This window comes from Mesorhizobium sp. SARCC-RB16n (genome assembly GCF_008520305.1).
GTDB lineage: Bacteria > Pseudomonadota > Alphaproteobacteria > Rhizobiales > Rhizobiaceae > Mesorhizobium.
Genome location: NZ_ML703270.1, coordinates 1 through 13,598 on the forward strand (window position 1 = coordinate 1; position 13,598 = coordinate 13,598).

The window sequence follows — 13,598 nt, forward strand, 5'->3', positions numbered from 1 at the left end:
GTGAATCACAATGCCAGAATTGTGCAACAGGCCCACGAGGGGGGAGATTGGATGCACCTCGACTTTCGCCAACTGCCAACGTCGAAAAAGGGGCGGGACCGCCAAGTTGCCAATCTCCCCCCATGTGGACCCCATGTGGGGAGATGCCCGGCAGGGCAGAGGGGGGCGCCTCGCGCCTACATCTCCTATTTCTGTCGGCTCACCACGGCACGACCGAAATCTCCGGCCATTTCTCCCGCGCCCGCTTGCCCTTCGCCTCATGTGTCCGCCGATTATCCATCACCCGGTTCGGTATGATGCGAAACGAGAAGATATCGTCGAGCCCGAACGGCGCCACCAGCTCCAACTGCCCGTCGGTGTCGTAGCGCACCCCGACCGCATGCGTCTTCGAGGCGAAATAACCGACGGACTCACTGGCACTCGTATAGCGCGGGCAGGGCTGGCCGAACTTCTGCGGATACCACAGATGCACGCGGGCCTGGTTGCGCACTTCGACCGGCAGCGGCAGTCCCTCGAAATGCGCCGCCGCCCGGCGGATGACGCTGTCCTCTGCCTCATAGGACAGGTCGGAGTCATCGAAATAGAAGAGGTCGACATCCCTGACGCCATAACCCGACGGCTTGCCGGTCAGATGGTTCCAGACGCTGTTATAGAGCGCGCCGGACACGACGAGCCAATCCGGCAAGGCAAACGCGCGCACCCGTGCCAGCGTTTCGACAAGCAGCGGATCAGCCGCGACGATGTCGAGAAACGCCGCACGCTGTACCTCGAAGGGAAGCCCGGAATACGAGAGATGGTTCATCGCCTTTTGGAGGGCGATTCGCCACCTGCTCGCAATCCTGAATTCTCTACGCCCTCAGCACGCCGCCCGTCTGCTTGCCGACATTGTCGACGATGCGCTTGGCCAGCGCCTCGAAATCCTCGTCGGTCAGCGTCTTCTCGACCGGCTGGATCGACACTTCGATGGCGATCGACTTCTTGCCTTCGCCGAGCGACGCGCCCTCGAAGACGTCGAAGACCGAAACGGCTGTGATCAGCTTCTTGTCGGCGGCAAGTGCGGCGCGCACCAGTGTGCCTGCCTCGACCGCTTTGTCGACGACGAAGGCGAAGTCGCGCTTCACCGCCTGGAAGGCGGAGAGTTCGAGCTTCGGCTTGGTCTTGGTCGGCTTGGCCTTCGGCTCGGGCACGGCATCGACGAACACCTCGAAGCCGCACAGCGGCCCGGAAACATCGAGCCCTTCCAGCGTCTTCGGATGGAACTCGCCGAATGTGCCAAGCACGGTCTTCGGACCGAGCTTGATCGTGCCGGAGCGGCCGGGATGATACCAGGCCGGTCCGCCTGCCTCGATCTGCAGCCGGTCGACCGGCGCGCCACAGGCTTCGAGGGCGGCGATCGCGTCGGCCTTGGCGTCGAACACGCCGACCGAGCCCGAATTGCCGGCCCAGTTGCGGCCGGAGCCGTCGAGCTTGGCCGTGCCGCGCCGCACGCCGGCGGCGACGCGGCGCTGCTGGTCGGCGCCGTCGCCTTCATAAGTGCCCGACACTTCGAACAGCGCCACGTCGCCAATGCCCTTGTCGGCATTGCGCTGTGCGGCCGAAATCAGCCCCGGCAGCAGCGAAGGCCGCATGTCGGACATGTCGGCGGCGATCGGGTTGGCCAGTTTCAGCGCCGTCTGGCCGCCGCCGAACAGTTCGGCGTGTTTGGCCGGAATGAAAGACCAGGTAACGGCCTCCATCATGCCCCGCACGGCAAGCGAACGCTTGGCGGCGCGGGTGCGGATCTGCAGCGTGGTCAGGATCTTGCCGTTGACCGCGTCATGCGCGCCGAGCGGCTGCGGCGCGATGTTGTCGACGCCATGGATGCGCATGACTTCCTCGACCAGATCGGCCTTGCCGTCGATATCGGGGCGCCAGGAGGGCACGGTCACGTCGACGACCTCGCCCGATCCCTGCGCGTGGAAGCCGAGATGCGACAGGATGTCGAGGCTCTCCGCCTTTGGCACCTCGATGCCGGTCAGCCGCTTCACTTCCGACAGCGGGAAGGAAACGATCTTCGGCTGATGTCCGGCATAGCCGGCCACCTCGGTCTCCGTCGGCGTGCCGCCGCAGAAGTCGATCACCAGCTTGGTCGCCAGCTCGATACCCGGTACCATGAATTCAGGGTCGACACCGCGCTCGAAGCGGTAGCGCGCATCGGTGATGATGCCGAGCGTGCGGCCGGTGCGGGCCGTGGTGATCGGGTCCCAAAGCGCCGATTCGATCAGCACGTCCGTCGTGTTCTCGTCGCAGCCGGAATGCTCGCCGCCCATGATGCCGGCAATGGACTCGACGCCATTGTCGTCGGCGATCACGCACATCTCCGGCGTCAGTGTGTATTCGCGCCCATCGAGCGCCTGCACCTTTTCGCCATCCTTGGCGCGGCGCACGACGAGATTGCCGGCGACCTTGGCGGCATCGAAGACGTGCAGCGGCCGGCCGCGATCGAAGGTGACGTAATTGGTGATGTCGACCAGCGCGCTGATCGGCCTGAGACCAGTGGCGATCAGCCGCTGCTGCAGCCACTTTGGCGACGGCCCGTTCTTGACGCCCTTGACCAGCCTGAGCGCGAAGCCGGGGCAAAGTTCCGGCGCTTCGATCGTCACCTTGACCGGACACATGCCGCTGCCGACATGCGGCATGATCGCCCCGCCGACGAGGCGGCCGAGGCCGCTCGCCGCCAGATCCCTGGCGATGCCGTAGACGCTGGTGGCATCGGGCCGGTTCGGCGTCAGATTGATCTCGATAACCGGATCGTCAAGATTCGCATAGGCGGCGAAGCTGGTGCCGACCGGCGCATCCTCAGGCAGGTCGATGATGCCGTTATGCTCGTCGGACAGTTCCAGCTCGCGCTCGGAACACATCATGCCATGGCTTTCGACGCCACGGATCTTGCCGACCGTCAGCGTCACGTCGATGCCGGGCACATAGGTGCCGGGCGCGGCGAAGGCGCCGATCAGGCCCGCCCGAGCGTTCGGCGCGCCACAGACGACCTGCACCGGCGGCTTGCCGTCACCGGTATCGACGGTCAGTACCCGCAACCGGTCGGCGTCGGGATGCTGCACCGCCGTCAGCACCTTGGCGATGACGAAGGGTTTCAGGCCCGCCTTGTCGTCGACATGCTCGACCTCGAGGCCGATCGACGTCAGCCGCTCGACGATCTCATTGAGCGAGGCGCCGGTCTCGAGATGATCCTTGAGCCAGGAGAGGGTGAATTTCATTGGGCTGTTCCGTAATAGCTGGCAGCAGGAGTCTTCAGGAAAGTCACGGGCTCAGGCCCCCGAACAGCGTCGGCATATCGAGCGGACGGAAGCCGTAATGCGACAGCCAGCGCACATCCGCGTCGAAGAAGGCGCGCAGGTCCGGCATGCCGTATTTCAGCATGGCGATGCGGTCGATGCCCATGCCCCAGGCAAAGCCCTGGTATTCGTCGGGGTCGAGCCCGCCGGCCCTGAGCACGTTGGGATGCACCATGCCGCAGCCGAGGATCTCCATCCAGTCGGAGCCTTCGCCGAAACGCACTTCGCCCGGCCGCGAGCGATCGCACTGGATGTCGACCTCGAGGCTCGGCTCGGTGAACGGGAAGAAGGACGGCCGGAAGCGCATCTTGACCTGCGGCACTTCGAAGAAGGCCTTGCAGAACTCTTCCAGCACCCACTTCATGTTGGCGACATTAGCCGTTTTGTCGATCACCAGCCCTTCGACCTGATGGAACATCGGCGAATGGGTTGCGTCGGAATCCTGGCGGTAGGTCTTGCCGGGAATGACGATGCGGATCGGCGGCTTCTGCTTCTCCATGGTGCGGATCTGCACTGGCGAGGTGTGTGTGCGCAAAAGCTTGCGTTCGCCCTTCTCGTCCGGCTGGAAGAAGAAGGTGTCGTGCATCTCGCGCGCCGGGTGGCCCTCGGGAAAATTCAGCGCGGTGAAATTGTAATAGTCGGTCTCGATATCGGGACCCTCTGCGATGGCGAAGCCGAGATCGCCGAAGATCGCCGCGATCTCATCGATGACCTGGCTGATCGGATGGATGCGGCCGCGCTCGGCCGGCGACTGCCGCACAGGCAGGGTGACGTCGACCTTCTCGGCGGCAAGCCGTGCGGCGATCGCCACGTCTTTCAGCTCCGACTTGCGCAGAGCAAGCGCCTCGGTGACGCGGTTCTTCAGGCCGTTGATAACAGGGCCCTTCACCTGCCGTTCCTCGGCGGTCATGGCGCCAAGCGTCTTCAGCATCTCGGACACGGTGCCCTTCTTGCCGAAGGCAGCGATGCGCACGGCCTCGATGGCCGGCTCATCGGCGGCCGATGCGATGTCGGCAAGCAGTGAAGCTTCCAGGGTTTCAAGATTTCCAGCGGTGGCGTTCACGGCGAAACTCTCTCGATCGGCGACCGATACCATTTTGGTTTCGGTGTCACCATTTTGGTTACATCAGGCATAAGAAAAACCCGCGCCAGCCGTGCCAGCGCGGGTTCCCCAAATCAGAATTGCGAATGCTTGGGAAGCGCTGGTCTTAGGCGACAGCGCTCTCAAAAGCGTTCGGCGTAGTGTTCTTCAGATATTCGAGCGCGACCTTGGCCTTGGCGACCAGGGCGGCGAACGCCTGCGGCTCGTGGATGGCCATGTCGGACAGGATCTTGCGATCGATCTCGATGCCGGCCTTGTTCAAACCGTCGATGAAGCGGCCATAGGTCAGGCCGTGCTCGTGGGTCGCGGCGTTGATGCGCTGGATCCACAGCGCGCGGAACGAGCGCTTGCGGTTCTTGCGGTCGCGGTAAGCGTACTGCAGCGACTTTTCCACCGCCTGCTTGGCGATGCGAATGGTGTTCTTGCGGCGGCCGTAGAAACCCTTGGCGGCTTTCAGGACCTTCTTGTGCTTGGCGTGCGAGGTGACGCCTCTCTTTACGCGTGCCATGTCATGATCTCCTTAAAAACTTAAAGGCCGTTCGGAAGAAAATTCTTGATGACCTTCTTGCCATCCGGTTCAGCCAGAACCATCGTGCCGCGGGCATTTCGAATGAACTTGTTGGAACGCTTGATCATGCCGTGACGCTTGCCGGCCGCAGCCGACAGGACTTTACCCGTACCTGTGATCTTGAACCGCTTCTTGGCGGCCGATTTGGTCTTCATCTTGGGCATTTTGCTACTCCGTATTGTTGGCGCACGATCGCGCTTCTTGTTCGCTCCGGGCCGACCAAAGCCCGAAAAGCAAATGAAACCGCCACGGCATGCCCTGCCGGGCGGTTTTCTTGGAACGCGGTGCTATAGATCAAAGACGGCGCGGGCGCAACACCTGAAGCCGTGCGACGCTCTGCCCCCGGTCAGGGCAATGTGAACCAGACCGGCAGCATACCCGACTGCTGGGCGCCATCGATCAGTTCGAAAGCCGGCAGCGCTATGAGAAACACAAGGCCGTCGAGCAGGGTGGTCAAAAGCAGGCGCGGCTTGAAGCTGCCGGTGTCGCCTTCCTGGTAGAGCGAAAGCTTGGGGAAGAAGCGCGGCACGCGCGCCAGATAGTCGGCATACGGGGCGCCGAGCGCTTCCTTGAGGAATTTCTCCTCGCGCAGGATGACGATATGGAACGCACCAGCGCACAGAACCGCGAAAAGGATGATGCCGGAGAACGAGCCGATCTGCGCGCCAACGCCGGCGGCGGCCACGGTCGAGAACACATAGAGCGGGTTGCGGGTGATCGAATAGGGCCCACCGGTCACCACCTCGGAGGATTTGCGCCCGCCAATATAGAGCGTCGCCCAGAGGCGTCCGACGATGCCGAGGAAAATCAAAAGCACGCCGAACATCTCGATCGTTTCGTGCACCGGCGTGTCCGGCGGGAACGTCGACTGGCCGAACAGCAGCGCCAGAAACAGCACCACCACGAGCACGGCAAGCACCAGCCGGCGCATCTGCTGGTAGTTGCCCAGCCCGTGTTTGTATTCTGTGTCCAAGGTTGGGATCCGATCGTCGAGGAGCTTAGCCGGCGATCGCAGCTCTAGCCAGGAAACAGGCGTCCCGCCGATCGTCGGGACGCCCTGTAGCACAATTCAGGCGGATTTTAGCGCGATAACTGGGTCTGACGTCATCGTGATCCAAGCGGGTTCCGCCAAAGTGTCCATGGTTTTGCGGTGAGAACCCGCGACAACCATGGAAACCATGCGGACGACGCGTTGCGAAGCGAGCGGAGCCTGCTCAGCGCGGCGCCAGCACCATCATCATTTGGCGGCCTTCGAGTTTCGGCTCGGCTTCCACCTTGGCGATGGTCGACACTTCCTCGCGCACCTTGTTCAGAAGCTGCATGCCGAGCTCCATATGCGCCATCTCGCGGCCGCGGAAGCGCAGCGTCAGCTTGACCTTGTCGCCTTCCTCGAAGAAGCGGCGGACCGCCTTCATCTTGGTCTCGTAGTCATGGCTGTCGATGTTCGGGCGCATCTTGATCTCCTTGATCTCGATGACCTTCTGGTTCTTGCGCGCCTCGGCCGCCTTCTTCTGGTTGGCGTATTTCAATTTGCCGAGATCGAGGATTTTTACGACGGGCGGCACCGCGTTGGGCGATATTTCGACCAGATCGAGCCCGGCCTCTTCGGCGAGCAGCAATGCGTCGTTGATGGAAACATCGCCGCGGTTCTGGCCTTCGGCGTCGATAAGCTGGACCCGGGGAACCCGGATGTCACGGTTGGAGCGCGGCCCATCCTTGGTCGGCGCCGCTGCTTTGAAAGGTCTGCGAATGGTCGTGGTCTCCTTGGCCGTTTCGTTCAGGGTTCGGACAAATCTGTGTGCGGACGCGCAATGTGGGAAGCGCGCGGCGCAAGTCAATAGCACAACGTTCTCAAGAAATCACCTGATCACGAGCCTGTGCCAAGCAAAGAAACGTCGCGAGCACTTTCCGCCTTGCCTTTGGCCGTGCCAAAAGCGAGGCGTGAAAAAAACCAGGACCGCCCCACAGCCATGACCGCCGCTCCGACCTTTCTGGATGTTGATGGATCCGATATCGCCGTGCGCCATACGGGCGGCTCGACGCCCGGCATCGTCTGGCTGGGGGGCTACAAGTCGGACATGCTGGGCACGAAGGCAGAGACGCTGTCGGACTGGGCAGCACGGGAAGGCCGCGCCTTCCTGCGGCACGACTATTCGGGCCATGGCGAATCCGGCGGCGCCTTCGCCGACGGTACGATTTCGAAATGGCTTGCGCAAAGCCTTGCGGTTTTCCGGCATTTCGCCAAGGGCGATCAAATACTGGTCGGTTCGTCGATGGGTGCCTGGATCGCGCTGCGCATGGTGCAGGAATTGCGCAAGGCGGGCGACGCAAGCGTCGTCGGCCTGGTGCTGCTGGCGCCGGCGCCCGATTTTACCAGCGACCTGGTCGAACCGATGCTGACCAAGGCGCAGAAGCGCGACCTCGCCAAAAAGGGCTACTTCGCGGAGCCGTCGGACTATTCCGCGGAACCCTACATCTACACGCGTGCGCTGATCGAGGACGGGCGCGAAAACCGCGTGATGACCGGGCCGATCGACACGCATTGCCCGGTTCACATCTTGCAGGGTCTGGCCGATGCGGACGTGCCGTCGAGCCACGCGTTGAAACTCGCCGCCCTGCTGCCGGCCGACGATGTCACGCTGTCGCTGATTCCTGACGGCGACCATCGCCTGTCGCGGCCACAAGACCTCGACATGCTGGTGCGGGCCGTCGGCGACATGGCCGGACGGGGCAAATGACGATGCGCCTTTCCATCCCGATCTCCGCCTTCGTCGCGGCAATCGTCGGCTTTGGCGGCACGCTGGCCATCGTCATTGCCGCCGCCAAGGCGGTCGGGGCGACGCAGGTCGAGACGGCAAGTGGCGTGACGGCGATCTGTCTGGCCATGACGGTTGAGTGCCTGTGGTTGTCATGGCGCACCAAAATGCCTGTCATCACCGCCTGGTCGACACCGGGCCTGGCACTGGTCGCCGCCTCGAGCGGCTTTTCGATGGGCGAGGCCGTCGGCGCCTATATCGTCACGGGCGTGCTGCTGGTCGCAACCGGCCTGTTTGGGCCGCTGACCCGGTTGATATCGAGGATACCGGCTTCGGTCGCCTCAGGCATGCTGGCTGGTATCGTCGTCACCTTCGCCATCAATGCCATGAAGGCCATTCCGGCGGACCCTTGGCTCATCCTGCCGCTGATCGCGGCATTCTTTGTCATCCGGCTGTTCAATCCGGCTCTATCGGTGCTGGCGGTGCTGGTTGGCGGCGGCCTGGCCGCTTTCCTGACCGGCCGCGTCGGCGGCTTGCCCGCGCCCGAACTGTCGACACTGACGTTTATTGCTCCCCATTTCACCGCAAAGGCGATCATCGGCCTGGCGCTGCCGCTCTATCTCGTCACCATGGCCTCGCAGAACCTTTCCGGCCTCGCTGTGCTGCGCGCCGCGGGGTACCACCCCGAGCCCGGCCCGCTGATCGGTGTCACCGGCCTGTTTTCGCTCTTGTCGGCGCCATTCGGGGCCGGAACCACCAATCTGGCGGCGATCTCGGCGGCGATCTGCACCGGGCCTGACGTGCATCCCGATCCGGCTGAGCGCTGGAAGACCGGCCCGTTCTATGCGCTCGCCTATTTGATCTTCGCGATTTTCGGGGCCTCGCTGGTGGCGATCTTCGCCGTCCTGCCGCAGAGCCTGATCGTGCTGGTGGCGGGTCTCGCACTGATGGCGTCGCTTGCCAACGCGCTGGCGATCGCGCTCAAGGATGAGGGCGACCGCATGGCCGCCACCGTCACCTTCGTCGTCACCGCCTCCGGGCTGACGCTGTTCGGCGTCGGTGCGGCATTTTGGGGCCTGATCGCCGGCTTGGCCGTGCTTTTCCTCGATATGCTCAAAAAGCGACAATCATTTCAGAAGCTTGTCCGGTTTTGGCCGACATTGTCTTGAATCGCCGTTTTCGCCTTCCCATTTCGATTCCACGCAGCCGGTTCTGGCTGTCTCCAACCGAAGGAATGGGAGAAAATGAACACATCTGCATTGATCCGCCCGGCCTGGACGCCGGCGACCATCGCGTTGATGGTGATCGGCTTCATGGTGTTCTGGCCGCTCGGCTTCGCCATGCTCGCCTACATCATTTGGGGCGACCGGCTCGAGGGCTTCAAGCGTGACGTCAACCGCGCGACCGACGGCATCTTCGCCGGCTGCCGCCGTGGTTCCGACAAGGCCGCACGCTGGGGTAACGGCTCCGCTCGCACCGGCAACGTCGCTTTCGACGACTGGCGCGAAAAGGAGCTTGAGCGCCTGAACGAAGAGCGCCGCAAGCTCGACGAGATGCTGACCCAGTTCGACGAGTACGCTCGCGAATTGCGCCGCGCCAAGGATCAGGACGAGTTCGACCGATTCATGGCCAACCGCAACAAGTCGACCGCCCCGACCAAGACCGATCCGAGCACCGAAACGACTTCCACCAAGCGTGGCAAAGGCTCGAACCTGCTCGACGACTAAGGCCTAGCGACAGGGCCAAGGTAGGATGACGGCGTCGCGCGAGCGGCGCCGTTTCTTTTTTGTTCTATTCGTTTTCCTCGAATCGCGTATCGTCCCGCCATGACCATTGGGTTCTTCCGCAATCTGACGAAGCCCAAACCCACGCCTGCCGTGGAGCGGGAATATTGTGTCGCCGGCCGCACCCTGCCGCTCAAGATCGTCGAGAGCGCCAGGGCAAAGCGCCTGACGCTGCGCATCGATTCCGGCGGTCAGGGCCTGCGCATCACCGTGCCGCCGGGCTTGCGCCGGGGCGAGGTGGACAGGTTCCTCGACCGCCACCAGGACTGGCTGGAGCAGCGGCTGGCCAAGGTGCCGACGCGGCCGCAGGTGCGGCCCGGCATCAAGATCCCGGTGCGCGGCGTGCCGCACCGCATTGTCCATGAACCATCAAAGCGCGGCACCGTCACCATATCGCGCGACGAGCGCGGACCGCTGCTCATCGTGCATGGCGAACGCATCCATCTGCCGCGCCGCATCGCCGACTTTTTGAAGCGCGAGGCCAAGAAGGAGATCGAGAAGCTGGTCGTCAGACACACCGAGGCGCTCGGCAAGCGCGCCAAGGCGATCCGCTACAAGGACACCTCCAGCCGCTGGGGCTCCTGCACCTCCGAAGGCAATCTGTCCTTTTCCTGGCGCATCATGATGGCGCCGCAGCCGGTCATCAACTACCTCGTCGCGCATGAAGTGGCGCATCTCAAGGAGATGAACCACGGTCCGAAATTCTGGAAACTGTGTGAAAAGCTCTGCCCCGACACCGACCGCTGCAAGGATTGGCTGAAGCGCAATGGCGGCGCGCTGCAGGCTATCGTGTTCGAGTAGGGGACGACCGCGTTTCAGCTACCGGCCGCCACTTAATCATCATTCGCCGCGTTGAGCTCATCCGGCCGCAATCCCTCATCGCCATGATGCGGCCAGGGCAGAAAGTTCCGGTCGAAGCCGTCGCTGCCGAAATATTCCAGCGCCCGATGTGCTTCGGCGCCGTTGAAGGCGGCCTTGTCCATCAGATGCGCGATCACCTCGCGCGCCTGGGCGATCTTCTGCTTCAGTTCGGCAACGGTCTGGTCGGCCATGGTCTTTCTCCCGCCTGGCATGCTGTCCATCCATAGGTAGCGCCTTTGGCCTTGCCGGCAAACAGCATGCTTTTTCTCGACTCTTGGCGCTTTTCGTGCCAATTCCGCGCCATGGCGCTCGACATCAAGATCTGCGGCTTGAAGACCGACCAGGCAATGGCGGCGGCGCTGGCCGGCGGCGCCAGCCATGTCGGCTTCATTTTTTTCGCCAAAAGCCCGCGTTACGTCGAACCGGCCGAAGCCGGTCGTCTGCGCGAAGCGGCGCGTGGCAAGGCCTTGGCGGTTGCCGTCACCGTCGATGCCAGCGACGCCTTCCTGGATGAAATCGTGGAAAAGATGCAGCCCGACATGCTGCAACTGCATGGCTCCGAGACCCCCGAGCGAGTGGCCGAACTGAAAGCCCGCTATGGTCTGCCGGTGATGAAGGCGTTGCCACTCAGCGACGCTGCCGATCTCGACCGGATCAATCCGTTCATCGGCATCGCGGACCGCTTCCTGTTCGACGCAAAGCCGCCAAAGGGCTCCGAGCTGCCGGGCGGCAATGGCGTCGCCTTCGACTGGCGCATCCTCGCCGGCCTTGACGCCGGGATCGATTACATGCTTTCCGGTGGGCTCAACGCCGCCAACATCGGCGATGCCCTTCGGCTTTCCAATCCGCCCGCAATAGACATTTCGTCGGGCGTGGAAAGCGCGCCGGGCGTCAAGGATCCGGCGCTGATCGAACAGTTTTTCCGGGCCGTCAGGGCCGCGCGGGACGACCGCGCCGCCTGAACAGAATTTCGAACCCTGAGCATGTCCCGGAAAAGTGGAAACCGGTTTTCCGACAGGGACATGCTCAAAGTATAGATCTAGGAGATCGGCGATGAACAAGCCGGCGACACCCAATTCCTTCCGCACCGGACCTGACGAGCAGGGAATGTTCGGCATTTTCGGCGGACGTTTCGTTGCCGAAACGCTGATGCCGCTGATCCTCGACCTGGAGAAAAACTGGAACGAGGTCAAGAACGATCCGGATTTCAGGGCTGAGCTGACCGATCTGTCGACCCACTATGCCGGCCGGCCCTCGAAGCTCTATTTCGCCGAAGGCCTGACCAGACATCTCGGTGGCGCGAAAGTCTATTTCAAGCGCGAGGATCTGAACCACACCGGCTCGCACAAGATCAACAATTGCCTCGGCCAGATCCTGCTGGCCAAGCGCATGGGCAAGAAGCGCATCATCGCCGAAACCGGCGCCGGCCAGCATGGCGTGGCGTCGGCGACCGTCGCCGCCCGCTTCGGCTTTCCCTGCGTCGTCTATATGGGGGCGACCGACGTTGCCCGCCAAAGCCCCAATGTCTTCCGCATGAAGCTGCTGGGCGCCGAAGTGCGGCCGGTCACCGCTGGCCACGGCACGCTGAAGGACGCCATGAACGAAGCCCTTCGTGATTGGGTGACCAATGTCGAGGACACCTATTATTTGATTGGCACCGCCGCCGGTCCGCACCCCTATCCGGAACTGGTGCGCGACTTCCAGTCGGTGATCGGTACCGAGGCGCGCGCGCAGATCCTCGAACAGGAGGGACGGCTGCCCGACACCATCATCGCCGCCGTCGGCGGCGGTTCCAATGCCATCGGCATGTTCCATCCCTTCCTCGATGACAAAGAGGTTCGCATCATCGGCATCGAAGCGGGCGGGCGCGGCCTCGACGGCATCGAGCATTGCGCCTCGATGAATGCCGGTTCCCCCGGCGTGCTGCACGGCAACCGCACCTATCTCCTGCAGAACGCTGACGGGCAGATCATGGACGGCCATTCGATCTCCGCCGGCCTCGATTATCCCGGCGTTGGCCCGGAGCATTCCTGGCTGCGCGATTCCGGCCGTGTCGAATATGTGCCTATCCTCGACGACGAGGCGCTCGAAGCCTTCAAGCTGACGACGCGCGTCGAAGGCATCATCCCGGCGCTGGAATCGGCGCACGCCATCGCTCATGCGGTCAAGATCGTACCAGCCATGGACAAGGACCAGATCGTCATCGTCAACCTGTCCGGCCGTGGCGACAAAGACGTGCACACGGTGGCCTCGATGCTGGGCATGGAGATCTAGGCCCTTTGGACAGTTTCGATTTGGGAGTTGATTATGAGCAAAATTCGTCCAAAGGGCCAGACATGGTGACCCGCATCGACCGCCGCATGGCGAAGCTCAGGAACGAAGGCCGCCCGGCGCTCGTCACCTATTTCATGGGTGGCGACCCCGACTATGACACCTCGCTGTCGATCATGAAGGCGCTGCCCAAAGCGGGCGCTGACGTGATCGAGATGGGAATGCCGTTTTCCGACCCGATGGCTGACGGCCCGGCCATCCAGGCAGCCGGCCTGCGCGCGCTGAAGGGTGGCCAGACGCTGGTCAAGACGCTGAAACTGGCGTCCGACTTTCGCGCCGGCGACGACGAGACGCCGATCGTGCTGATGGGCTATTACAACCCGATCTACATCTACGGCGTCGACCGTTTCCTGAAGGACGCGATCGCCAGCGGCATTGACGGGCTGATCGTCGTCGACCTGCCGCCGGAGATGGACGAGGAACTCTGCATCCCGGCGCTCAAGGCCGGCATCAACTTCATCCGGTTGGCGACGCCGACCACCGACGACAAGCGCCTGCTCAAGGTGCTGCAGAACACCTCCGGCTTCGTCTACTACGTGTCGATGACCGGCATCACCGGCTCGGCGCTAGCCGACACCGGCAAGGTCGCCACGGCGGTCCAGCGCATCAAGGGTCACACCAACCTGCCGGTCTGCGTCGGCTTCGGCGTCAAGACCGCCGAACAGGCGCGCGTCATCGGCGCCAATGCCGACGGCGTGGTCGTCGGCACGGCAATCGTCAATGCGGTTGCCAATGTGCTGGGGCCGAAGGGCGAAAAGACCGCCGATCCGGCCGAGGCCGTCGCCACGCTGGTCAGCGGCCTTGCGCAAGGCGTGCGCTCGGCCCGCCTTGCTGCCGCCGAATAGTTTTCTTATCTCTTCC

Annotated in this window: 15 protein-coding genes; 7 read left to right on the forward strand and 8 right to left on the reverse strand. The window is 63.1% G+C overall.

Annotation, left to right across the window (positions count from 1 at the left end; all coding sequences use genetic code 11):
• Window positions 1-199 precede the first annotated feature (199 nt).
• The 7 genes from C7I87_RS18340 to infC form a co-directional block, all read right to left on the reverse strand.
• Window positions 200-802, reverse strand: a complete 603-nt coding sequence (locus tag C7I87_RS18340) for a nucleotidyltransferase family protein (RefSeq protein ID WP_149905532.1) — start codon at window positions 800-802, stop codon at window positions 200-202.
• A 46-nt stretch (window positions 803-848) separates the two neighbouring features.
• Window positions 849-3,257 carry a phenylalanine--tRNA ligase subunit beta gene (gene pheT, locus C7I87_RS18345; protein ID WP_149905533.1) on the reverse strand — a complete coding sequence of 803 codons (2,409 nt, stop codon included), beginning with the start codon at window positions 3,255-3,257 and terminating at the stop codon, window positions 849-851.
• 43 nt (window positions 3,258-3,300) lie between these two features.
• Window positions 3,301-4,431 carry a phenylalanine--tRNA ligase subunit alpha gene (gene pheS, locus C7I87_RS18350; RefSeq protein ID WP_149905534.1) on the reverse strand — a complete coding sequence of 377 codons (1,131 nt, stop codon included), beginning with the start codon at window positions 4,429-4,431 and terminating at the stop codon, window positions 3,301-3,303.
• A 112-nt stretch (window positions 4,432-4,543) separates the two neighbouring features.
• Window positions 4,544-4,945, reverse strand: a complete 402-nt coding sequence (gene rplT / locus C7I87_RS18355; RefSeq protein WP_006201247.1) for a 50S ribosomal protein L20 — start codon at window positions 4,943-4,945, stop codon at window positions 4,544-4,546.
• 20 nt (window positions 4,946-4,965) lie between these two features.
• Complete coding sequence (gene rpmI / locus C7I87_RS18360) at window positions 4,966-5,169, reverse strand: 50S ribosomal protein L35 (protein WP_006201248.1); 204 nt, start codon at window positions 5,167-5,169, stop codon at window positions 4,966-4,968.
• A 182-nt stretch (window positions 5,170-5,351) separates the two neighbouring features.
• Window positions 5,352-5,978, reverse strand: a complete 627-nt coding sequence (locus tag C7I87_RS18365; protein WP_149905535.1) for a methyltransferase family protein — start codon at window positions 5,976-5,978, stop codon at window positions 5,352-5,354.
• Window positions 5,979-6,219: 241 nt separating this feature from the next.
• Window positions 6,220-6,756, reverse strand: a complete 537-nt coding sequence (infC, locus tag C7I87_RS18370) for a translation initiation factor IF-3 (RefSeq protein WP_112559872.1) — start codon at window positions 6,754-6,756, stop codon at window positions 6,220-6,222.
• 219 nt (window positions 6,757-6,975) lie between these two features.
• Between infC and C7I87_RS18375 the strand changes: the two genes are divergently transcribed.
• The 4 genes from C7I87_RS18375 to C7I87_RS18390 all read left to right on the forward strand — a co-directional run bounded on the left by C7I87_RS18375 (window position 6,976) and on the right by C7I87_RS18390 (window position 10,346).
• A complete protein-coding gene (locus C7I87_RS18375) occupies window positions 6,976-7,743 on the forward strand; it encodes an alpha/beta hydrolase (RefSeq protein WP_149905536.1) in 768 nt (255 codons plus the stop codon).
• 2 nt (window positions 7,744-7,745) lie between these two features.
• The gene (locus C7I87_RS18380) at window positions 7,746-8,930 is read left to right on the forward strand and encodes a benzoate/H(+) symporter BenE family transporter (protein WP_149905766.1); all 1,185 of its coding nucleotides are present in this window, start codon (window positions 7,746-7,748) and stop codon (window positions 8,928-8,930) included.
• A gap of 75 nt (window positions 8,931-9,005) precedes the next feature.
• Complete coding sequence (locus C7I87_RS18385) at window positions 9,006-9,488, forward strand: DUF2852 domain-containing protein (RefSeq protein ID WP_149905537.1); 483 nt, start codon at window positions 9,006-9,008, stop codon at window positions 9,486-9,488.
• 99 nt (window positions 9,489-9,587) lie between these two features.
• Window positions 9,588-10,346 carry a M48 family metallopeptidase gene (locus C7I87_RS18390; RefSeq protein ID WP_149905538.1) on the forward strand — a complete coding sequence of 253 codons (759 nt, stop codon included), beginning with the start codon at window positions 9,588-9,590 and terminating at the stop codon, window positions 10,344-10,346.
• A 32-nt stretch (window positions 10,347-10,378) separates the two neighbouring features.
• On the opposite strand, the gene C7I87_RS18395 is transcribed toward C7I87_RS18390, so the two are convergent.
• Entirely contained in the window at window positions 10,379-10,597 is a 219-nt protein-coding gene (locus tag C7I87_RS18395; protein ID WP_149905539.1) for a hypothetical protein, read from the reverse strand.
• A gap of 111 nt (window positions 10,598-10,708) precedes the next feature.
• Between C7I87_RS18395 and C7I87_RS18400 the strand changes: the two genes are divergently transcribed.
• From C7I87_RS18400 to trpA, 3 genes are all read left to right on the forward strand, one after another.
• A complete protein-coding gene (locus C7I87_RS18400; protein ID WP_149905767.1) occupies window positions 10,709-11,368 on the forward strand; it encodes a phosphoribosylanthranilate isomerase in 660 nt (219 codons plus the stop codon).
• A 91-nt stretch (window positions 11,369-11,459) separates the two neighbouring features.
• A complete protein-coding gene (trpB, locus tag C7I87_RS18405; RefSeq protein ID WP_140757248.1) occupies window positions 11,460-12,680 on the forward strand; it encodes a tryptophan synthase subunit beta in 1,221 nt (406 codons plus the stop codon).
• Window positions 12,681-12,742: 62 nt separating this feature from the next.
• The gene (trpA, locus tag C7I87_RS18410; RefSeq protein WP_149905540.1) at window positions 12,743-13,582 is read left to right on the forward strand and encodes a tryptophan synthase subunit alpha; all 840 of its coding nucleotides are present in this window, start codon (window positions 12,743-12,745) and stop codon (window positions 13,580-13,582) included.
• Window positions 13,583-13,598: the final 16 nt, after the last annotated feature.

Excerpts from the sequence above, each read along its gene's own strand:
- C7I87_RS18340 (WP_149905532.1), bottom strand. The coding sequence starts at position 802 with ATGAACCATCTCTCGTATTCCGGGCTTCCCTTCGAGGTACAGCGTGCG.
- pheT (WP_149905533.1), bottom strand. The coding sequence starts at position 3,257 with ATGAAATTCACCCTCTCCTGGCTCAAGGATCATCTCGAGACCGGCGCC.
- pheS (WP_149905534.1), bottom strand. The coding sequence starts at position 4,431 with ATGGTATCGGTCGCCGATCGAGAGAGTTTCGCCGTGAACGCCACCGCT.
- rplT (WP_006201247.1), bottom strand. The coding sequence starts at position 4,945 with ATGGCACGCGTAAAGAGAGGCGTCACCTCGCACGCCAAGCACAAGAAG.
- rpmI (WP_006201248.1), bottom strand. The coding sequence starts at position 5,169 with ATGCCCAAGATGAAGACCAAATCGGCCGCCAAGAAGCGGTTCAAGATC.
- C7I87_RS18375 (WP_149905536.1), top strand. The coding sequence starts at position 6,976 with ATGACCGCCGCTCCGACCTTTCTGGATGTTGATGGATCCGATATCGCC.
- C7I87_RS18380 (WP_149905766.1), top strand. The coding sequence starts at position 7,746 with ATGCGCCTTTCCATCCCGATCTCCGCCTTCGTCGCGGCAATCGTCGGC.
- C7I87_RS18385 (WP_149905537.1), top strand. The coding sequence starts at position 9,006 with ATGAACACATCTGCATTGATCCGCCCGGCCTGGACGCCGGCGACCATC.
- C7I87_RS18390 (WP_149905538.1), top strand. The coding sequence starts at position 9,588 with ATGACCATTGGGTTCTTCCGCAATCTGACGAAGCCCAAACCCACGCCT.
- C7I87_RS18395 (WP_149905539.1), bottom strand. The coding sequence starts at position 10,597 with ATGGCCGACCAGACCGTTGCCGAACTGAAGCAGAAGATCGCCCAGGCG.
- C7I87_RS18400 (WP_149905767.1), top strand. The coding sequence starts at position 10,709 with ATGGCGCTCGACATCAAGATCTGCGGCTTGAAGACCGACCAGGCAATG.
- trpB (WP_140757248.1), top strand. The coding sequence starts at position 11,460 with ATGAACAAGCCGGCGACACCCAATTCCTTCCGCACCGGACCTGACGAG.
- trpA (WP_149905540.1), top strand. The coding sequence starts at position 12,743 with ATGGTGACCCGCATCGACCGCCGCATGGCGAAGCTCAGGAACGAAGGC.